General features: G+C 63.2%; 17 protein-coding genes and 3 pseudogenes. 8 read left to right on the top strand and 12 right to left on the bottom strand.

Annotated features, from left to right (window positions below; translation table 11 throughout):
* The first annotated feature begins 313 nt into the window (after positions 1-313).
* Complete coding sequence (locus QJR12_RS12335) at positions 314-2,053, top strand: AMP-binding protein (protein ID WP_300582701.1); 1,740 nt, start codon at positions 314-316, stop codon at positions 2,051-2,053.
* A gap of 45 nt (positions 2,054-2,098) precedes the next feature.
* On the opposite strand, the gene QJR12_RS12330 is transcribed toward QJR12_RS12335, so the two are convergent.
* The 6 genes and pseudogenes from QJR12_RS12330 to QJR12_RS12305 all read right to left on the bottom strand — a co-directional run.
* Positions 2,099-2,440, bottom strand: coding sequence for a hemophore-related protein (locus QJR12_RS12330; protein ID WP_300582565.1), 342 nt, complete (start codon positions 2,438-2,440; stop codon positions 2,099-2,101).
* 96 nt (positions 2,441-2,536) lie between these two features.
* On the bottom strand, positions 2,537-5,449 hold the full coding sequence (locus tag QJR12_RS12325) for an MMPL family transporter (protein ID WP_300582562.1): 2,913 nt from the start codon (positions 5,447-5,449) through the stop codon (positions 2,537-2,539).
* Positions 5,439-8,435, bottom strand: coding sequence for an RND family transporter (locus QJR12_RS12320; protein WP_300582559.1), 2,997 nt, complete (start codon positions 8,433-8,435; stop codon positions 5,439-5,441). The genes QJR12_RS12325 and QJR12_RS12320 overlap by 11 nt, the downstream gene beginning before the upstream one ends.
* Positions 8,432-8,854 carry an MmpS family protein gene (locus tag QJR12_RS12315; protein WP_300582698.1) on the bottom strand — a complete coding sequence of 141 codons (423 nt, stop codon included), beginning with the start codon at positions 8,852-8,854 and terminating at the stop codon, positions 8,432-8,434. The genes QJR12_RS12320 and QJR12_RS12315 overlap by 4 nt, the downstream gene beginning before the upstream one ends.
* 369 nt (positions 8,855-9,223) lie before the next feature.
* A complete protein-coding gene (locus tag QJR12_RS12310) occupies positions 9,224-10,657 on the bottom strand; it encodes a hypothetical protein (protein ID WP_366526307.1) in 1,434 nt (477 codons plus the stop codon).
* A gap of 300 nt (positions 10,658-10,957) precedes the next feature.
* A pseudogene (locus QJR12_RS12305) lies at positions 10,958-11,092 on the bottom strand (hypothetical protein); the annotation flags it as partial.
* Between the two features lie 29 nt (positions 11,093-11,121).
* Here QJR12_RS12305 and QJR12_RS12300 point away from each other — a divergent pair.
* Together QJR12_RS12300 and QJR12_RS12295 are read left to right on the top strand one after the other, a co-directional pair.
* A complete protein-coding gene (locus tag QJR12_RS12300; protein WP_300582556.1) occupies positions 11,122-11,379 on the top strand; it encodes a CopG family transcriptional regulator in 258 nt (85 codons plus the stop codon).
* Entirely contained in the window at positions 11,376-11,765 is a 390-nt protein-coding gene (locus QJR12_RS12295; RefSeq protein ID WP_300582553.1) for a type II toxin-antitoxin system VapC family toxin, read from the top strand. Before QJR12_RS12300 ends, QJR12_RS12295 begins: the two co-directional genes overlap by 4 nt.
* A gap of 338 nt (positions 11,766-12,103) precedes the next feature.
* Here QJR12_RS12295 and QJR12_RS12290 read toward each other — a convergent pair.
* The 5 genes and pseudogenes from QJR12_RS12290 to QJR12_RS12270 all read right to left on the bottom strand — a co-directional run.
* Positions 12,104-13,109, bottom strand: a pseudogene (locus QJR12_RS12290) (HNH endonuclease signature motif containing protein); the annotation flags it as partial.
* Between the two features lie 186 nt (positions 13,110-13,295).
* Positions 13,296-14,021, bottom strand: coding sequence for a hypothetical protein (locus QJR12_RS12285; RefSeq protein ID WP_300582551.1), 726 nt, complete (start codon positions 14,019-14,021; stop codon positions 13,296-13,298).
* Between the two features lie 4 nt (positions 14,022-14,025).
* Positions 14,026-15,360: a hypothetical protein gene (locus tag QJR12_RS12280; RefSeq protein WP_300582549.1), complete on the bottom strand. Its 1,335-nt coding sequence runs from the start codon at positions 15,358-15,360 to the stop codon at positions 14,026-14,028.
* Between the two features lie 140 nt (positions 15,361-15,500).
* On the bottom strand, positions 15,501-15,674 hold the full coding sequence (locus QJR12_RS12275) for a hypothetical protein (RefSeq protein ID WP_300582547.1): 174 nt from the start codon (positions 15,672-15,674) through the stop codon (positions 15,501-15,503).
* Between the two features lie 22 nt (positions 15,675-15,696).
* The gene (locus QJR12_RS12270) at positions 15,697-16,014 is read right to left on the bottom strand and encodes a hypothetical protein (RefSeq protein WP_300582544.1); all 318 of its coding nucleotides are present in this window, start codon (positions 16,012-16,014) and stop codon (positions 15,697-15,699) included.
* Between the two features lie 1,108 nt (positions 16,015-17,122).
* Here QJR12_RS12270 and QJR12_RS12265 point away from each other — a divergent pair.
* From QJR12_RS12265 to QJR12_RS12250, 4 genes and pseudogenes are all read left to right on the top strand, one after another.
* Positions 17,123-17,266 (top strand): hypothetical protein, encoded by a 144-nt coding sequence (locus QJR12_RS12265; RefSeq protein ID WP_300582542.1) that lies wholly within the window; start codon positions 17,123-17,125, stop codon positions 17,264-17,266.
* Positions 17,267-17,334: 68 nt separating this feature from the next.
* The gene (locus QJR12_RS12260) at positions 17,335-17,547 is read left to right on the top strand and encodes a hypothetical protein (protein ID WP_300582539.1); all 213 of its coding nucleotides are present in this window, start codon (positions 17,335-17,337) and stop codon (positions 17,545-17,547) included.
* Positions 17,544-18,644, top strand: a complete 1,101-nt coding sequence (locus QJR12_RS12255) for a sulfite oxidase (protein WP_300582537.1) — start codon at positions 17,544-17,546, stop codon at positions 18,642-18,644. The genes QJR12_RS12260 and QJR12_RS12255 overlap by 4 nt, the downstream gene beginning before the upstream one ends.
* A 151-nt stretch (positions 18,645-18,795) precedes the next feature.
* A pseudogene (locus QJR12_RS12250) lies at positions 18,796-18,990 on the top strand (transposase); the annotation flags it as partial.
* A gap of 177 nt (positions 18,991-19,167) precedes the next feature.
* Here the strand turns inward: QJR12_RS12250 and QJR12_RS12245 are convergent.
* Entirely contained in the window at positions 19,168-20,580 is a 1,413-nt protein-coding gene (locus QJR12_RS12245; RefSeq protein ID WP_366526308.1) for an MFS transporter, read from the bottom strand.
* A gap of 407 nt (positions 20,581-20,987) precedes the next feature.
* On the opposite strand from QJR12_RS12245, the gene QJR12_RS12240 reads away from it, so the two are divergent.
* On the top strand, positions 20,988-21,105 hold a 118-nt coding region (locus QJR12_RS12240), incomplete at its 3' end, for a glycosyltransferase (protein WP_300582693.1).

Below are 21,105 nucleotides of genomic sequence, written 5' to 3'. Positions count from 1 at the left end.
GCGGCTGTGTCGATCGGGGCCGTCGATCGGGGCCTCTCAGGTGTCAGGGGCGGCACCCACCTCGACGGGGCTGACATGGCAAACGCGAAAAATATCGCAAATATTAAACATATGTGCAAAATAGCGGTCGGACGTTACCTGGTCGTGACATTTAACCAAGCCCGGATGGCCGGTGTACACGGCTGCCCCGGCGTGGCGGGGTCCGGCCGCCTCCGCGGCCGGGCCGGGCTCCCGGGTAACCGGCGTGCCGGGGGCCTCGGGCCGCGGGATACGGCGGCGACCGCCCCGGGAAGGCCACGGTAACGTTATGCGGGTGCTCGAGTCGTCGATTCCGGCCGTGCTGCAAGAGCGCGCCAGTCTGCAGCCCAATGACGCGGCATTCACCTTTGTCGATTACGACCAGGATTGGGACGGTACCGGCCAGACCCTGACCTGGTCGCAGGTGCATCGGCGGGCGTTACGCGTCGCCCACGAAATTCGGCGTTATTGCGCGACCGGGGATCGGGCGCTGATCTTGGCCCCGCAGAGTCAGGATTACATCACCGCATTTCTGGGCGCGTTGCAGGCCGGGGTTATCGCGGTTCCGCTGCCGGTTCCGGTGGGGGGCGCCCACGACGAGCGGATTAGTTCGGTGTTTAGCGACACGTCGCCCGCCGTCATTCTCACGACATCGGCGGCCATCGACAGCGTTGAGCCGTACGCGACACCGCGCCCGGACGGCTCGGCGGCCGCAGTGGTCACGGTCGATGTGTTGGGCTCGGACCCGGCAACCGGTTCCGGTGTCACGCCCGGGGATCGCCCGGACACGGCGTACCTGCAATACACGTCGGGGTCGACCCGCCAGCCCAAAGGGGTGGCGATTTCCTACCATAACCTGCTGGCCAATTATCGGCAGTTGATGGCCAACTATTTTGCGGATTACGGAAATGTCGCTCCACCCGACGGCGCCGTTGTGTCGTGGCTGCCGTTCTATCACGACATGGGTTTATTTCTGGGCATCATCGCGCCGATACTGGGTGGATATCGCAGCGTGCTGACGAGTCCGGTCGCATTTCTGCAGCGGCCGGCCCGGTGGATGCACCTGATGGCAGACAATGGCCGCGCTTTTTCGGCGGGACCGAACTTCGCGTTCGAGTTGGCGGCCCGCCGAACGTCGGACGACGACATGGCCGGGCGTGATCTCGGAGCCGTGTTGGGCATCCTGAACGGCAGCGAGCGGGTGCAGCCCGCGACCCTGAAGCGCTTCACCGAGCGGTTCGCCCAGTTCAACCTGCGCGACACGGTGCTGCGGCCCTCGTATGGCCTGGCCGAAGCAACGGTTTTCGTGGCCGCCTCGCCGGCGGGTCGGTCGCCGGAAATCGTGCACTTCGAATCCGATAAGCTGGCCGCCGGCCACGCCAAGCGTTGTCGCGCCGGCGGGACCGCGCTGATCAGCTACGGGATGCCGCGGTCACCGGCGGTGCGCATCGTCGACCCGGAGACCAGGACCGAATGCCCGGCCGGGAGAACCGGCGAGATTTGGGTACACGGCGACAATGTGGCACTGGGGTATTGGGGGAAACCGCACGAGACCGAACAGACATTCCGCACCACGCTGGTCAATCCGTCGGAGGGCACACCCGAAGGGCCGTGGCTGCGAACCGGTGATTTGGGTTTTGTGTCCGAGGACGAGCTGTTCATCGTCGGCCGGATCAAGGATCTGTTGATCGTCTACGGGCGCAACCACTCTCCCGACGACATCGAGGCAACGATCCAGGAGATCACCCGGGGCCGCTGCGTGGCGATCTCGGTTCCGGAAAACGGCACCGAGAAGCTGGTCGCGATCGTCGAACTGAAAAAGCGCGGCGATTCCCCCGAGGAGGCGATGCACAAGCTCGATCTCATCAAAAGTGAAGTCACCTCGGCGATCTCGGCATCGCATGGCCTAAGCGTGGCGGATCTGGTTCCGGTGCCGCCCGGTTCGATTCCCACCACCACCAGCGGCAAGGTCAGACGCTCGGCCTGTGTCGAGCAGTACCGCAGCGGTCGGTTCACCCGCCTGGACACGCTGTAGGTTTGCCACGGCGTCACCGGCACCGCCGGGCCGGTCGGCCAGTGCTCAGTAGTTGTTGCAGGTGTTGAAGACCTGCTGGATGATTCCGAAGTACTGCTGAGCCGCGGGCGTGTTCTCAACCTGTTGGGCCATCTGCAGGCGCCGACTCGGGGGCGCGGCCAGGAACTGGCGCAAAAAAGCTTGCGATGTCGGTGACGCGTTGAATTGTGCGGCGGCTTCCGGGTTTTGCGCGTTCAGCGCCGCCATCGCCTGCGAGTACGTGCACGTGGTGTTGACGATCGGGCCCAGATCCGGATCCGCCGCGGCGACCCCGGTCCCGGCGGTCAACGCCGTCAATCCCAGCCCGCCAACCGCCAGCGCCATCTTGGCCAACGACAGTTTGATCATGTGTGTGCTCCCCTTCCGGCCGACCGTTTCGACTGTACCCGCCCGGCGTGAACTCCGCCGATCACCGCCGACCGTGGCCGCGGTAACCGCAACTTTTTACACCTGCTGCCTTGGCAGCGGCGCGGTGGCCGCCTCGACGGGGCATTGTTCGTTGAGCAGCAAGGAGCGGACCAACGGACGCGGCCCATACGATCGCAGCATGTGGCTGGCCGGGCGCGGGCGGATTTTCTGCGGCCACCAGAACCACCGCCCGAGTAGTGCGGCGACGGACGGCGTCATAAACGACCGCACAACCAAGGTGTCGAACAGCAATCCGAGGCCGATCGTGGTACCCGCCTGGGCGATAATGCGCAGATCGCTGACCGCCATGGACATCATCGTGAACGCAAACACCAGTCCCGCATTCGTCACCACTTTGCCGGTGCCGCCCATTGCCCGGATGATACCCGTTTTAATGCCCGCGGCTATCTCCTCTTTCATCCGGGAGACCAGCAACAAATTGTAGTCCGAACCCACCGCCAACAGGATGATCACCGACATCGGCATCACCATCCAATGCAATTTGATGCCCAGAACGTACTGCCAGATCAGCACCGACAACCCGAACGACGCACCCAAAGAAAACGCCACCGTGCCCACAATAACCAGCGCGGCGACAAAACTTCTCGTGATGATCAGCATGATGATGAAAATCAGGGACAGCGAACCCACTCCGGCGATCAGGAGGTCGTATTTGGACCCGACCGCCCAGTCCCTATAGGTGGCTGCGGTGCCCGCGATATAGATCCGCGCGTTCGCCAGCGGTGTCCCCTTGAGCGCCTCTTCGGCCGCCGTTCTGATCTGGTCGATACGTTTAATTCCTTCGGGCGTTGCCGGATCGCCCCGTTGCGAAATAATGAACCGCGCGGCTTTGCCGTCCGGGGAGAGGAACGAATTCATCGCACGGCGAAAGTCTTTATTCTGGAAAACCTCCGGTGGCAGGTAGAATGAATCGTCGTTGCGGGCGGCGTCGAACGCTTGTCCCATGGCCGTGGCGTTGCTGGTCATCTCGTCCATCTCATTTAACGTTCCGGCCATGGTGCTGTGCATGGTCAGCGTCATGGTTCGCATGTCCTTCATCGTGGCGATCATGGGCGGTATCAAGCTCAGGACCTGCGGTAAAAGCACATCCATTTTATCGAGATCTACGATGAGCTCATGCATCTTATCGGTAAGCTCATCAACACCGTCCAGCATATCGAATATGGATCGCAGCGACCAGCAGATAGGGATATCATAGCAGTGCTTTTCCCAGTAAAAGTAACTGCGAATCGGTCTCCAGAAATCTTCGAAATCGGCGACGTGATCCCGTAACTCGTCCATGATCGCGGTCATCTGCTTTGTTTTTTGAATCGAGTCATGGGTCAGCGCATTAAGCTGCTGCATCAAAGTGTACTGATGCTGCATCAGATTAATCATTTTCGTCAGCTCGTCGGCTTGCTTCAGCATATCGTTCGTGCGCTCTTTCATGTACTTCATGTTTTGGACCATACCGGCGCTTTGCATGCTGAGCAGAAACGGTATCGAGGTGTGATCGATTGGCGTCCCTTCCGGACGGGTTATGGCCTGCACTCGAGAAATTCCGGGAATCTGGAAAATGCCTTTGGCGAGCTTGTTGAGCACGAGAAAATCCGCCGGATTGCGCAAATCATGATCGGCCTCTATCATGAGAATTTCCGGCATCATTCGAGCCTGGGAGAAATGGCGATCGGCGGCGGTATAGCCTAAATTGGCTGGAATGTCTTTAGGGATGTAGAGGCGGTCGTTGTAGCTAGTCTGGTAGCCCGGCAGTGTCAGCAGGCCGATCAACGCGATCGCAACGGCGCCACCCAGGATGGGCATCGGCCAGCGGACGATCGCCGTGCCGGCCCGGCGCCAGCCGCGGACTTTCATCATGCGTTTGGGGTCGAAGAGCCCGAAGCGGCTCCCAAGGGCAATAACCGCCGGTATCAGCGTGAGCGTGACGGCCACGACAACGATCAGGCCCAAGGCACATGGGATACCCATGGTCTGGAAGTAGGGCATCCGGGTGAAGCTCAGGCAGAAGATCGCTCCCGCGATGGTCAAACCGGAGGCCAGCACGACGGGAGCCACCCCGCGGTACATGGTGTAGTAGGCGGTCTCGGGATCTTCGCCGGCCTGACGCGCCTCGTGATATCGGCCGAATAAAAATATCGCGTAATCGGTTCCGGCCGCGATCCCCAGGGACACCAGGAGGTTAACCGCGAATGTCGATAAAACAAAAACGTTCTCGTTACCGAGAAACGCGACAAGTCCGCGCGCCATCCCTAATGCGATCCCGACCATGAGCAACAGCAGAACCACGGTGATGACCGAACGGTAGACAAGGAGCAGCATGGTGAAGATCATCGCGACGGTGACCGCGGTGATCTTCAGCATGGATTTGTCACCGCTGTGGTGCATATCCGTGACCATCGGGGCCGGCCCGGTGACGTAAACCTTCACTCCGGAAGGCGGTGGCATTCGCTTGACGATATTGCGGATTGCCGCCACGGATTCTTCACCCAGGGTCGTGCCCTGGTTGCCGGCCAGATTCAATTGCACATATGCGGCCTTGCCGTCGGGACTCTGCGCGCCCGCCGCCGTGAGCCGGTCTCCCCACAAATCCTGCACGTGCTCCACGTGCGCCGGATCATCTCGGAACTTTCGGACCAAGTTGGCGTAGTAGCGGTGAGCGTCGTCCCCGAGGGGTTGTTGCCCCTCCAGCACAACCATCGCGAAACTGTCGGAGTCGGATTCTTTGAAGTCCTTGCCCATGCGCACCATGGCCTGCACCGAGGGTGCGTCTTTGGGGCTCATTGAGGAGGAATGTTCTTGCCCAACTTGTTCCAGCGATGGAACAGCCAGAGTCACGACCAGAGTAAGTGCCACCCAACCCAGAATTATGAGCAGCGATGAGCGGCGGATGGCCCGCGCTACAAACGACGAGTGGGGGCGCTCAGTGCTCATGCGGCGGATGCCCAACGTGCGGATGTCCGACATAAAGGCGATCGGTGCTGTCGTCGCGGGTTTGCGGATTTGTGTTTGGAACCGGATTTCCGCCGTTGACCGACTGCTGGCTGAGCAATAGCGAGCGCACCACCGGGCGGGGGGCAACCGGTCGCAGCAGCGTGCTGGCGGGACGGGGGCGTACCTGCTGCGGCCACCAGAACCAGCGCCCCAGCAGCGCCGCGGTCGACGGCGTCATGAACGCCCGTACAACCAGGGTGTCGAACAGCAGACCGAGCCCGATCGTGGTGCCGATCTGACCGATAATGCGCAGGTCGCTAACCACCATGGACATCATGGTGAACGCGAACACCAGACCCGCGTTGGTCACGACTTTGCCGGTGCCGCCCATGGCCCGGATGATGCCGGTGTTGATCCCGGCCGCTATCTCCTCTTTCATCCGGGAGACCAGCAACAGGTTGTAATCCGATCCCACCGCCAAAAGGACGATCACCGACATCGCCAAAACCACCCAATGGATTTGGATGCCGAGGAGATATTGCCAGACCAGCACGGACAGTCCAAAGGACGCGCCCAGCGACAGCGCCACCGTGCCCACGATGACCAGGGCGGCGACAAAGCTACGCGTTATGAGCAGCATGATGATGAAAATCAGGCACAGCGCTGCGACCGCCGCGATCAAAAGGTCGTATTTGGAGCCATCCACGATGTCTTTCACCATCGCCGCGGTTCCGGTGAGGTAGATCTTGGCGCCTTCGAGCGGCGTTCCCTTGAGCGCCTCCTCGGCAGCGGTTTTTATCGCGGCAACCCGTGAGACACCCTCGATCGTCGCGGGGTCGCCGCGTTGGGTAATGAGCAGACGGGCGGCCTTTCCGTCGGGCGACAAGAACACTTTCATGACCCGTTTGAAGTCTTTGTTTTTGAAGACGTCCGGCGGCAGGTAGAAGGAGTCATCGTTTTTTGCGGTGTCAAACGCCTTCCCCATGGCCGTCGCGTTGTCGCTCATTTCATCCATCTGGCTAAGAATCCCGGACATCGTGCTGTGCATGGTCAGCAGCATGGTCCGGGTGCTCTGCATGGTCGCGATCATTGGTGGGAACTGAGCGAGGATCTGTGGCATGAGCACGTCGATCTGATCGAGATCTTTGATCAGCTCCTGGAGCTTGTCGGTCAGCAAGTCAACACCGTCAATGGAGTCGAAGATGGACCTCAGCGACCAACAGATCGGAATGTCATAGCAGTGCTTCTCCCAGTAGAAGTAACTGCGGATCGGTCTCCAGAAATCCTCGAAATCCGAAACGTGGTCTCTCAGCTCTTCGGTGATCGTCAGCATCTCATGCGTTTTGCCGACCATATGATGAGTCGTGTTGGTGAGCTCCTGCATCAGGCCATACATCCGCTGCATCAAGGTGATTGTTTGTGCCAGCTCGTCGGCCTGTTTGAGCAGATCCTTCATGCGTTCTTTTTGATACGTTGAATTTTGTATCTGGCTCGCCTGCGCCATGCTCAACATGAATGGTATCGACGTGTGAGCGATTGGGGCTCCGGTGGGCCGAGTGATGGCCTGAACACTTGAGATTCCCGGGACCGCGAAGATGCCTTTCGCGAGTTTATTCAATATCAAGAAATCCGCCGGATTGCGCAGGTCGTGATCGGCCTCGATCAACAGGATTTCGGGTGTCATCATCCGTGACTCGGGAAAATGCCGTTGCGCGGCCGCATACCCCAAGTTACCGGGGATGTCCTGGGGTATATATTTCTGGTCGTTGAAGTTGGGCTTGAATCCCGGCAGCGCCAGCAGTCCGATCAGCGCCGCCGCTAATGTCGTGATGAGAATGGGGGCGGGCCAGCGCACAATCGCCGTGCCTACCCGTCGCCATCGGCGAGCCCTGACCGTGCGTTTAGGCTCGAATAGCCCAAAGCGGCTGCCCACGACAATAACCGCGGGTACCAGTGTCAGCGCCACCGCGACCGCGATGAGCATGCCCAGCGAACACGGGACGCCGAGGGCCTGGAAAGCCGGTAGCCGGGTAAAGCTCAAGCAGAAAAGCGCTCCGGCTATCGTCAGACCGGAGGCCAGGACCACCGGCGCGACTCCGCGATAGGCGGTGTAAAACGCCGTGACCCGATCCTCGCCGGCCTGGCGCGCCTCTTGATATCGCCCGAAGAAGAAGATCCCGTAATCCGTCCCGGCCGCGATCCCCAGCGACACCAGCAGATTGACGACAAAAGTGGTAAGGCCGATGATCTGGTGATGCCCGAGGAAGGCGATGACTCCCCGCGCGACCTGCAATTCCACCCCGACCATCAGCAGCAAAATGATCACCGTGACAACCGAGCGGTAGACGAGCAGCAGCATGGTAAAGATGACTGCGATGCTCACCGCCGTGATCGTGGCGACCGTCCGGTCGCCGCTGCGTCCGATATCGGCGGCGATCGGTGCTGGACCGGTGACATACGTCTTGACTCCCGGCGGCGGAGGTATTCGCGCCACAACGGCCCGGAGGGCTTCCACCGATTCGTTCGCTAAGGCCTGACCCTGATCACCGGCGAGGTCCAGTTGAACGTACACGGCTTTGCCATCGGCACTTTGCGCAGCGTCGGCGGTGAGCGGATCTCCCCAGAAATTGTGAATGTGGCGCACATGCTTCGTGTCGTCTTGTAACTGACGAATCAAGCGGTCATAGTAGCGGTGGGCCTCATCACCCAGGGGTTGCTGGCCTTCCAGGACGATCATGGCCACCGTCTGGGAATTGGACTCCTTGAAGTCGGCGCCCATCCGTTTCATCGCTTTGAACGCCGGCGCATCGGCGGGCTCCAGCGAGACCGAACGCTCTTTTTCGACTTGCTCCAGCGGCGGGACGGCGGTAGCGACGAGGACGGCGATTGCCAGCCACGCCAGGATGATGGGCAGCGAAAGGCGGTGAATCATCCGCGCTGCGAATGACGGCGCGGCGTGCTCGCTGGCCAGGTGTTTGGGGATCATGCGGCCTTCAACAGGCAATAGGTGAAGGCGTTGACTTCGTGTGATATCCGTTCGGCTTTGACTTCACCGTCCACCAGGATGCGGCAGCCGATGCTGTCGCTATTGCCTTGGGCCACCACACTTCCCACGGCCGTCGCCTCGGTGGTTGCGAACTCCAGCGACCACGGCAAACGTGCACCGTCGATATGCTGCGGGTTAGCGTTGACATCGAAATAACTGATAGTGGCCACGGTTCCCGGTGGGCCGAAGACCTCATAAGTCAGGCGCTTTGCATTGAAGGGTTTAGTGTCGTTCATTTTGGTGTCGGCATATGAGGGGCGTTTCTCAGAGCCGAATACACTGTGTAGCCGCGTCACGGTGAACCCTCCACTGATGATGACCACCAGTATGACCAGTGGAATCCATACCCGCCTCAAAATCGTCAAAATTGCGAATCCCCTTAACCCGTTTTCACACCCGGCGCCACGCCAACTGCTCAAGCAGGTAACTAGTGATCGGCCGTAATACGCCAGAGAGCGGCATCTCGAATGCGATGGCCGTCGCGAGCCAGCCCGAGGCTAGTCTCGGCGGTCATCTCAAGCGAGCGTCGCCCCGGGAAGCGCAACCCGATCTTGATGAGTAAACCATAGCGGTGCTCAGTTAGCTCCTTGCCCCTCAGTGGAGTGGGATTGTAACGCGCATCGCGCGCGTAGACGTACCGGATGGGGCTTCTGGCTCGATCGGAGCCCACAGGCCCCGGACAGGCTATGCGCGGGGGTGTGGCGGGGAGGTAGGGGGCGCAGAATCGGTTACTCGACGTCGCCGGTCAGGCCGAACTCGGTCAGCGTGCGCGCGGCCAGCTCACGCAACGCGGGCTTGGTGTTCTCGCCGCCCGGCTGATAGGCCTCGACGGTGACGCCAACCTTGTCGCCGATGCGCCACGATTGCACGGTCAGATGCCCCGCCTGCTCCAGCCATCCGCGTGTCACCCGTTGCCCGATCACCCGGATCAGATGCAGGGTATTGAGGTGGGCGCTGACGGTAGCGGACTCGGCCTCGGTGGTGGCGAGGGCGTACACCAGTGGGCCGAGGTCACGCAGATTGGAGCAAAACACCGGGCGATCGGGGTCGGTGAGCGCCGCATCGGCCAGCCGTCTCAACGTCCGCTTCGGTGTGAACGGGGCCAGCCAAGCCAGCTGCCGCTCATCGTCGTCAGGTGATTCCCGCAAAGCGGTCAGCGCCTGCCGGATTGCGGTCCGCGCCTCGCGCAGATCCGTTGTGACCCGCGTCGGGTCGACGCTGACGCGCGCATACGACACCGCGATCGCGCGGGTATCGGCCGCGGTCCGCTCGCTCATGGGCAGTTGCAGGGTGACGGCACCGTCACCGGCCCGTCGGCGCCCCATGTGCTGGCCGAGTTTTGCGGCCAGCCCGGCGACCAGGGTGTCGCTCGTTCCGCCGAGGGCCTTCGCACGCGCATCCCAGGCATGCGCGTCGATGTGCATCGTGATCACCGGCACGATGACGGTGACATCGCCGTCGGCTCCACCGACGGCCCCGGGCCGTGACGCTGACGGTCGGGCACCGTCACGGCGCAGGCGCCGCGCCAGCTTTGTCGCCGCCACCAGCGCCCGGGCAACCTCGGGTGCGTCCCGCGCGGTTTGTCGGGCATCCTGCAGCACCGCGCGCAACGGGGTCCGTGACCGGGGCGGCGGGTAGCCGAGATCACTCGAGTTCTCCAGGACCGCCTCGGCGATGGTGAGCGCAGACCCGAAGCCATCGATGAGGTAGTGGGAGATCACCAGGCTGACCGCGTTCGAGCCGTCCGTCAGCGGAAGGACGGCGATACGCCAGCCGGGCCCGAATTCCGCGTCAACCGGCCGCTGGGAGTGTTCATCCGCCCAATCGCTGAGCTCGGCGCGTGGACGGGCGCGTTCGGCGACCTCGATGTCCGTCGGGACGGGATCTGAAACCCACCGCAGCCGGGCAAACGGCAGCGGGGAGCGCTCCACGCGCCGGCCCAACAACCCTTTGCCGAGGTTGTGGTTAAAGCGCCGCACCCCGTCGAGGTCGATGGCGTGCTCATAGACCCATACCACCTGGATGACCACCTGCCGGCCGATCGCGCGGTGCTGCGTAAACACCGCGTGATCCGTGATCGCCAGCCGATTGTCTTGCCGCCGACCGTCGTTGGGTGCGCGGCTTTCGGAGGAGGCACGTGCGGGGCGGATCCGGACCGGCACCGATCAGCCTCCACCGACCCGGACGGGGTGGATCTTGACGGCGGTCGGCACGACGGCGGGCAGGAGCGCGGCAATCGGGAGTTGAGCGAACGCACCGATTCCGGTTGGTGTCGGCATGCGGTCATTATCTCCGGCGCGTATTTCCGCCGGTGGGTCAGCCGGGCGGTGTTCGGCCCGATCACCGGATAGCGCCACAATTGCACTCGGCCGGAGAGCATGCCGGCACCGGGGGACGGTTACCGGGCTTGATTAGCCCTGGCCGGTGAGGGGCAGCGCTAGCCCGGATTACGGCTGTGCAGCCTAGTTGGGTGCGGGTGGCGGGTGGGGTTGGAAGGGTTGATACCACCACCAGTGGTCGCGTTCGCCGGTGGGCCCGGGGCAGGGCGGCACAGCGGGCGGGAGCCGGATGGGGGCACGTGCGAGTGCACGAGCCGAAAACCTCGCTGTGATGTATGATGTGATGTATGAAACGCACGAACATCTACCTCGATGAGGAGCAGACGGCGACCCTCGACCGGCTGGCAACACAAGAGGGCGTGTCACGTGCCGAACTGATCCGCCAACTGCTGAATCGCGTTCTTGCGAATACCGACGAGAGCCTCGCGTCGGACCTTCAAGCAATCGACGACTCGTTCGGCGCGCTAGCTGACATCGAGGTGCCGGTGCGCGGCCGGAGCGGTCGCGAGGACCACCTGGCGCGCATCTGGCACCGCTCATCGTGATTCTGGTCGATTCCGACGTGTTGATCGCGCATCTGCGCGGCGTCGATGCCGCCCGAGACTGGCTCACCGGCGCCCGAAAACGCGGACCTCTCGCGATTAGCGTGGTGTCGGTCACCGAGCTGATCGGTGGAATGCGATCAGCCGAGCGTCGCGAGGTATGGCGGTTGTTGACATCGTTTCGTTTTGAGCCGGTCACCGAGATCATTGCTCGTCGCGCGGGCGACATGATGCGCCGATATCGCAGCAGCCACAACAGGATCGGCCTCGGCGACTACCTTATCGCAGCGACCGCCGACGTTAAGGGACTCGAGTTGGCCACCCTCAATGTGCGCCATTTCCCCATGTTCGAGGGTCTGCTGCCGCCGTTTGCCACCACACCTGGGTAGCGACTTCAACGGCCGACGCCGCGTCCACGGGCCCTCCGCGTGCGCTTCGACCGGTTCCGGCGCAGCCTGGCGCCGCCACAACGTCGCGTCGCCCTTGCGGCGGCCGTGTGCCGGGGGTTACCGCCTCACAGACACCAGGTTGGTGACAAGTCCGGAATCTACCCGCTGGCACCGAGTGTGAATCCTTGGCGTCGAGAGTGAACCTGTGGCGGGATTCCGGCCGGATCCCCGCCCTACACGCACCCTCAAAGCCAAGGATTCACACTCGATGCCGCGGTAGTTGACGGCCACGGCGAAACTTTCTGATCGACAAGGGCAGCCGACGCCGACACCGTTCCGAGGTTGAATAACTCGGTCAGACCGCCGTCTTCCCAGTGCCGGATGTGGCGCGCGTGCAAACCGCGGGTGGCCCCACAGCCGGGCACCGCGCACGTGGGATGGCGGTGCTCGAGCGCGCGGCGCAGCCGCCGGTTGATCACCCGAGTCGCCCGGCCGGCGCCGATGACCTCGCCGTCGCGTTCGAACCAGACTTCACAGCTGGCATCACAGGTCAGGTATCGGCGTTGAGCGTCGCTCAGCAACGGACCGGCATGCAGCTCCGCGGCGCGCTGGCGGGCGTCGACGTGCACCACCACCGTGGCGTGCTGGCCGTGTGGGCGCCGAGCCGCCTCAGCGTCCCATCCGACCTCGACCAGGCGCAGAAACGCCTCGTTACTGCCAGGCAACGGGGGACAATTCTTCGATGTGCGCTCGGCATTGCCGTGATCCCGCTTCCATCCGGCGATCAGCGCCTCCCGATGCGACGCCGGCGCCGCGTCAAACATCGCCGCCTCTGGGTGGGAAAGCCTTATCCGCCAACAGCTGAACTGCTCGGTGGAGGTCTTGGTGATGCACGGCTTCGGTTGCGGCTGAGGGTCGGAACTGGGTTGCGGTTCCAGCTTGACCGCGGTGCGCAGCTAGGTGACGGTGGTGACCCGCGCCGGCGCAGCGTAATGCGCGTCGGATCCCTTGCCCGCCCGCGCCGCGATCACACCCCCTGATCCAGCGACAGCCGGCCCTCGGCCAGGCCCGCCGCGCAGCGGGGAAACTGCTCCAGCCGATGTGCCACGGTGGCGATCGTGTGGGCATTGGCCGAGGACACCCGAGCTTCCAGGCCACCAACGCCGGAACCGATCGTGCCCCCGTCGCACCCCACAGCTCGTCGCGGTCCAGCTCGGCGACGATCTGCACGATGCGCCCGTCAATCGCATTGCGCTGACCGGCCAACTCCGCCAATTCCTCGAACAACACCTCCACACGCCCGGCAGGGCTCACCGCCGCGGCAGACGGAGCGGGCAACGACATACCGTCATCGTCACAGCCGGGCACGACATTTAGGCCTCTGTGCGAGCCGACGGGTAGGTCGGAAACCCGCGGGTCGGCCCGACGACCCTCGATTTGTTGTGGTCGTCCCAGCGCTCACCGGCCAGGCGCCGATCGCCGTGGCGGGCAGCGCTGCCCGTGGGGTCGGTGAGGAACGTGACCCCTAACCTAGGGCCATCTTTTCTGATGGCGAGGGTGCACGCGATATTCTAGGGACCGTTTATTGCGCCACGGCCAGCGTTTACCTGCATAATATCCGCCGAGGTAGAAAACGGTGAACACACCGAACGTGACGACCGAGATGATCACGAACTGAAGGTATTGACCGCGGGCAATCGGATACCCCCAACTCGCGTCAGTAGCATAGCCGAAACCAAAAGCCAAGAGCACGATGATGCCCACCGCCGAGGCCAGACTCCACGGGCTCGCCCTGAAGTGAAAGTATTCAGCAACACCTAAAGCACACATCGCCATGATGAAAACCAACAGCCACCAAAATTTCTTAGCGGTGGCCAGCCCCAGTCCTGCGTAAGCGTCCGGTGCCGGGTCGTAATCACGGTTGCCGCCGCGAGGCGGCGAAACCCCGTCCGGGGACGGATCAGGTTGGCTGTCTTCAACAGAAAATGCGTAAATCTTGCCCCGGATCTTGATGTGCGGGGTATAAGCGTAGGCGGTGAAAACTGTCATGCCACTGACAAATAGCGACAGTAAGATCCCTGTCTTCCAGTCGGGTGGGTAGGCGATGAAAAACGCGGATATCGTGGCGATGAGGCAACCAGCCCAGTATACGCGCCGCCCCGCGCGACGATTCTTCGGCGAAGCCAGCACCGTGAGGAGCAAACCAAAAGCTCCAGTCACTATAAAAAGAATATTTACCGTATTGAGATGACGCATTGTGCTACTCCGTCAGCCATTTGTATATCTTGTCAGCGCCCCATTCGCCGCGGAATGCGCCCGCCGTGCCACCGATGAGCGCGCCAACGAATGCCCCTGGGGGTCCGCCGACCGCCAAACCTAATGCTCCGACAGCCTGCCCGCCTGCCCATGCCCCCGCCCAACCGCCTGCGCCCTTCGCGATTTCCTCACCCGCGTCGGCGCCGTGCGCAATCTCGTACAGGCCTACGCCGATGTCGATAGCATTGCCGGCCGCGCCGAGGCGACCACCGATCTTTTTGAGTGCTTCGATGTCCTCGGCGGAAAAAGGCGCGTCGGGTGCGAAGCCTTGCCAGTGTCTGCCGGTGGGTAACGACTCGGCGAGGCCTTTGAATCCTTCCTTGCCGCCGGCTAAAACCGAGCTGGCGTCCGCCGCGCCCTGGATGATCTGTTGCGGGCTTGCGCCATGAGCGATGGCGTCGGTGATCTTGGCCGCTGCCCCGGGGGAGACGCCGCCATCTATCAGCCCTTGTTGCAGTTTGCCCAGGATATTGGCCCGGTCGTTCGCCTGCATGCTGTCGACGAGCCGGGTTGCCTCGTCGGGTGTCATCGGTTGCGGGTGCCAAGACGGATTGCCGTTTTCCAAATCGTGCTGCAGGCGCAGCCTGGCCTGCGCCAGGTCTCGGGCGTCACCACCGAAAACGGGGTCGGTGGGTAAGGGTCCGACGAATCGCGATGTGTTGTAGTCCTCCAGGCGCTCACCGGCCAGGCGCCGATCGCCATGGCGGGCAGCACTGCTAGCGGGGTCGGTGATGGTCTTGTAGTCGCGCAGTCGCCCCGCCGCATCCGCTTGCTCACGCGTCATGTATCCGGGCTCGTCCTCCATGGAGGGCAAATATGCTGTGCGGCCCTCTTTTTCGGCCTGATTGACAAGCGCCTGATCAGCGGCCCGCTGACCAGACTGGTCGTACTGGCGGGCGGCGCTTGCGGCGCTATCATTTTCAGCTGGTTCAGCTGGTTTCGGCTCCGAGGTGCCATCTCGCTTGAAGGCGCGGTCGACGGCCTCGACCTTGCCTTTCTGGTGTGCTTTGGTGTCGGCGGCGGTGTTTCCGGAAGCGCCCTGGGTGGCTGCCGCGAACGGCTGGCGCCAATGCGCGGGCGTCATGGCCGTGATCTCCGCGGCCCCAGCGTTAAGTTGGGCGGCGATGCTGGTGTTGGCGGCCTCTAGCCGTGCCGCCCAGTGCGCGATGTAGTTGCGGTGCGCCACCGCGGCGGCCTGGCGGGCCGCCCGCTCGGCCGGTGACTTCGCCGCGGAGTTGTCGCTGACCGAGAGATCCTCACCCACGGTGAAGTTATCCAATTCGGCTTTCGTGATCGCCTCCAGCGCAGACTCGCGGGCACCCAGCAGATACTCCGAGCCGCCCTCAGCGGTTTCGGCCAGTTCGTTGGCATGAGCAATCAACGGAGACACCGACAAGAAGTGATCGTTGTTGGCGCTCGCTAGTAGGACGCGGCGGTCTGCCCCTTCCACTCGGTTCCGCCGGGTGCGCGCATTTGCGCGAGGTAGGCGTCGCTGGCCTGCTGCAGCACTTGCGTGCCGGACCGTAACCGAGTGGCAAGATCAGCCAACACCTGGGCGGTCTGGTCAAATGCCTCGATCCGTGAACGCGTCATCGGCCCCCCACCGCGGCCACGGCTATACCTGCCTGACCGGCGCGTCCCCCACCGGCGCGACAGAGGCCAGCATCTGGGTGCTGGTGTGCTCCATCGCGGTAAACGAGCCGGCCGCGCCCAGCAGCGCGGTCGACGCCAAGGACAGCCGCTGGGCAAACGCCGCGCAAAACCCGTCAAACGCGCCGTGCACCGCGGCCGCCGCAGCACCGGACAGCTCCGCCGACCCACTCAAGCTCCCCGCCGCCGAGACCACCCGCGCGCCGTGTCCGGCGATGATTCCAGACGCATCCTGTAATCCCGGTGGAAGCACCTCAAGCCCATGAGGGTCGGCGCTTGCCATGGACAACCTCCTGCAGAACTACGGCCAAGAATCTACAGCCCCGGCGACCACGATGAAGGTGGTTCTAACTTAACCACAGAGATAGAGCCTGAGAAATTACCCAACTCATGGCGTCTTTCTTCGGTCCAGGTCTTTGTGGGGCACAACGCATGCGGGGCGCTGTCACCTGACGTAAGGATGAAGATACGGCGCGCTTTGCGAAAGTCCGTCGGCTCTTGGTCATGGCGACAAAATAAAGACAGAGTAAATAAGGGGTAAATAAGGGATGGCCTGACGCGATAGCCGTCTATCTCGCATAGCTCTGCGACCCGGGACGTAACTCGGTTGCTTCAGTCCAGTCCGCGAGTCGCACGCCGACCCCTCGCTGTGTCCTTGTCACCGAGTTGATCCGCCTCCGTGTAAGTCTCTAGGCGGTTAAAGTCAATAGATGGCTTTAGCAACCATAATTGCCAGAATGGTAACTGCTGCCAAATTGCTGGCGATCGTCGCCGTCCTCACCTAGGCTGCAACGCACCCGGTTGCCACGGAAGGAGCTGCGAGGTGATCTACCGGCGACGTGTCTTGGATTCGCCGTCTCAGCTGTCCTATCTGGTCGGCGACGGGATCTCGGGCCGTGCCCTCATGGTCTACCCCCACTGTGGCATGGCCGTCTACCGGCAAGACACCGAGGAATTTGGGCTACGCGTCGAGCGGGTGATCGATGCCCGCTGCCACGCCGACTTTCTGTCCGGCCATTTCGAACTCACCGCGGCCGGTGCGGTGACCTGCTATGTGGGGGGCTCCGTAACCGATGACCCGATCGCTCCCCTCCACGACGGTCAGCGGCTCGAACCCGGTGAGGTGACGCTTCTCATTCGCTTCGCAACGCAACCGCCAGCGCGGTCCCTTACTTGGGGCAACCTCTCCGCCCCGAGGTCGTTTGTCGACTCGACCGCGCGGCGAGCTGCAGGCGTGGTCGCGCTCGATACCCGCGAGCCCTCGGACATTGCACTCGGCCACTTGCGCGGCTCGGCAAACATCAGCCTCGAGGGCCGATTCGCCGAATGTGTCGGCGGCGTAGGGCGGCGCCGAGCAGCGTATCGCTCTTGGATGTCCACCGCGCCGGCAATTGGACGTCACGCCCCAACACGGCCTGACCGGGGACGACGACCTAGTGGGTTGCCTCGACAACCCGCTGGGCGCGATCATCGAGCATGCCGCGGAGATCGAGCCAGGTATGCGGCTCACGGCCGGGGCGCTGAAGCTACGCTAGGTCGCCACATCCGAATTGGTGCTGACCGACGTGTGCAAACCCGGCGAACCCGCCGACAGCGTGATCCCGTGCGCCGTACATCTCCCATCGGCCCGGCTGGTGCCACCGGCCGAGGAATTGGACTGATCCGCTCGGTCACCGTGTACTCCGCCGAAGGCCGCCGCTCGGTGATCGCGGCGAGGTGGTTGACGACCACGGGCTTCGCCGACGTTTCCGACCTGTCGGGCAGCCATGACGCGCGGGCGGCCCTGCAGGTTCCTGGCCCGGTTCCGGCGCTATGACCGCCGAGCCGACCAACCCTCCCCTGGATTGGGAGCAGACCTACCACCAGGCGGCCGGCGCGGGTTTGCTCGTCCACACCAGCCATCCGCTTAACGCCGAAACGCCGCTGCCCGCCCTGGTCGAGGCGAACCTAACTCCGGTCCATCACTTCTACGTTCGTAATCACTTCCTCATCCCCGCTTTGGATGCGGCTCGCTGGCGGCTCACCGTCACCGGCCATGTGCTGCGCCGCCGGACCTACAGCCTGCAGCAGCTGTATGCACTGCGAGCGCACACCCGGGTCGTGACGCTGGAGTGCGCCGGAAACAACCGTTCCGCATTGGCCCCGCCGGTGTCGGGTCCGCAGTGGGGGCTTGGCGCCGCGGGCACCGCCGCGTGGACCGGTGTTCCACTGATCGACATCCTGGATCAGGTCGGCCCGAAAGTCGGCGGGCGCGAGGTGGTGTTTCGCGGCGCTGACTGCGGACAAGTCGACGGGTCTGCCCAAAACGTTTTCTTCGAGCGCAGTCTGAGCCTCGATGACATCGCCGAGAGCGGCGCCCTGTTGGCCTATGCGATGAATGGTGCGCCGTTGTCCCCCCGGCACGGCTATCCGCTGCGCCTGGTGGTTCCCGGATGGTACGGAATGGCCTCGGTGAAATGGTTGACCGAGATCGACGTCATCGACCACAGCTTCACCGGTCACTTCCAGACCCGACAATACCGTTATGAATGGCTGCGGGGCGGGCAGATCGTCAGCGAACCCGTCCAGCGGCAACAGGTGCGCGCGATAATCGCACAACCCGTCGACGAACAGCGGTTCGCCCGCGGCAATGTGACGATCACCGGCCTGGCTTGGTCCGGTGTGGCGCCGATCGCGCAAGTTTGGGTCAGCGTAGGCGAGCGGCCTTGGCAGCAAGCACGTCTCCTGGGTCGTCCGGCGTCGGACCGATGGCGGCGCTGGGAGTTGCCCATCCGGGTCGATCAGCCGGGAGCCACGACGGTGCGGGCCCGCGCCGTCGACCACGCCGGCCGCACACAGCCCCAGCGACCTGAATGGAACAGACAGGGATACGGGGTAAATGCCGTGCAGACCATCACAATTCACGTGTATTAAGCCGGCCGGGAGCACACGCTCTTTGACGCCGTCCAAGCAATCTACGTCTGCGAGCGGAAATCCCAACCTGTGGCGTTGCTTGCACCGCTCCGGCTGGTGAATCGCCCTGGAAAAGCTGGAGGCTCCAGACCTTGGAAACGAGGATGGAGTCATGTCGAACAAAAAGTCGCCGGCAAGCCCGAGCGCTCGCCGCTACAGCCCGGAGCAGAAAGCGGCCGCGGTGCGGATGGTGCGCACGCTGCGAGCCGAGTTGGGGACTGAGCACGGCACGGTGGCGCGGGTCGCTCGTCAACTGGGCTACGGGGTGGAATCGGTACGGCTTTGGGTGCGCCAGGCCGATATCGACTGTCGACGGCAGGTGAAAACTGACCCCGGCGCGGCATCGGCGGATTCCAGTGAACGTCGCAACGGGACGGTTGCAACACAAGCGCGGTGAGGGGTCTGCCGGCGCGCCTGGTGGCGATTCGGTGCGGCACTTATCGCCGCTCGGACTCCTCAGTGGCTACGTCTCGACTCGGCGCAGCTATAGTTCCCCGGCCCCGAGGGCTCTCTTGACTTGCTGCGCGCGTGCCACCTGCTCTGCGGTGTAGCCAATGAGCAGCGCAACACCACCAGCCAAAACAACTACGCCAGCCAGCCAGCGTAGCCCGTAGGTGAAGCCGTGGTCCAACGCGTGCAATTGGGCGGGGTTCATCAACTTCACCGGTGCGCTAATGCCGCCCAGGTGCAGCGTGCGCGAGGTGATGACGGCCTGGATGACGGCCAGCACCACCGGTCCGCCGAGGCTGGAGAGAATGAGCGCGATCGCCGATGTGGGCCCGATGCGGTTCAACCCGACATCGGCGATCACCGAGAGGGTGAGCGGAACGTTGACCAGGCCGATACCGATACCGGCGACCACCAGCGGGATCACCAGATTCGGGAAGTAGGGGATACCGTGGTTGAGCGTTGTCGAACTGTACAGTAGCGCGCCCAGCACCAAGATGCCGCCCACGATCACCAGCACCCGCGGCGGGAACCACATCACCAGCCGTGACGCCACGCCTGCTCCGGTAGCCGCCGCGATGGCGAACGGGATGAAATCGACACCCGCGCGCAGAGCGCTATAGCCCAAGATGTCTTGAACGTACAGGGCAACTAGCACGGTCAAAGTGAACATCACCCCACCGGCCAGGAATAACGTCGCGAACGTAGCCAGCCGGTTACGGTCGAAGAGCACATCGAACGGCACGATGGGGTTCTCGGCGGTGCGTTCCACCACGACGAATGCCACGAAGGCGCACAGCGCCACCGCACCGGACGCGACCGTGGTGGCCGACAGCCAGCCTTTCTCCGGTCCCATCGCAATGCCGAACACCGCCGTGGTACAGGCTAACGTGGCCAGACCCGCCCCGACGGCGTCCAGCTTCATTCGCTCTTTCTGTGTCTCCTCTAGCGCCCTGCGGGCCACGTGGATCACCAGTAGCCCGATCGGCACGTTCACCAGAAACACAAGCCGCCACGACATCTCGGTGAGCGCCCCGCTCACCACCAGGCTCAGCACTGCGCCGACACTGCCGATTGCGCCGAACACCGCCATTGCGGCGTTGCGCAACGGGCCCTTCGGGAACGTCGTTGCCACCAGGGCGAAAGAGGTCGGGGAGATAATCGCGGCGGCGGCGCCCTGCAACAGCCGGGCCGCCACGAGGACCGCTCCGTCCCAGGCGATGCCGGACATGAGGGAGGCGAAAGTAAACAGCGCGACGCCGCCGATGAAGGCGCGCTTACGGCCGATGGTGTCACCGAGCCGACCGCCCAAAAGCACCAGGCCGCCGAAGGTCAGCACGTACGCGGTGACCACCCAGCTGCGCCACGCATCGGAAAGACTCAGCTCACTCTGGATTTTGGGAAGCGCAAGAAGCGCGATGGTTCCGTCGATGCCGGCCATCAGCTGCATGCCGACAATGCTGCCAACTGCGGCAATAAACGGGCGAGAGGCCAGCAATGGCGGGACGCGCCTGTTCACGCCGCCTAGCGTGGTCGGTTCGACAGGTATCAAGATCGCTCGTTTCGCGCGCGGTGTCTTTTGTTGGACCGGTGTCAGCTCGGCATCGTTGAGAGCCGCCACAGCGGGCCACCCTACATGACTTCGGATAATTGTCAGCCGCAGCCCACCCCTGTGCATTCATTTCGTCGGAAACCGCTTCCCGGGTGACTCGGGGCCGTGCTATGTGAGACGACTGTGCGACCGGCACGCGCGATAGTTTGCGATGATGTGGAAGGCCGTGACAGCTAACGCTGGGAAGACGCGGTTGCAGGTTTCATCCCGTAGCACGCACCGGATGTGAAAGGCCAGGATCTGCGGTGAGATTTGTGCTGGCAAGCAATGGGACACGTGGCGATATCGAGCCGTGCGTCGCTATCGGCCGTCAACTGGCGGGCCGCGGGCACGATGTGCGCATGGCCGTCCCGCCCGATCTAG

It is taken from the genome of Mycobacterium sp., assembly GCF_029961025.1.
Lineage (GTDB): Bacteria > Actinomycetota > Actinomycetes > Mycobacteriales > Mycobacteriaceae > Mycobacterium.
Note: the sequence above shows the minus strand (reverse complement) of the source record. Positions and strands in the feature narration are given on the sequence as shown.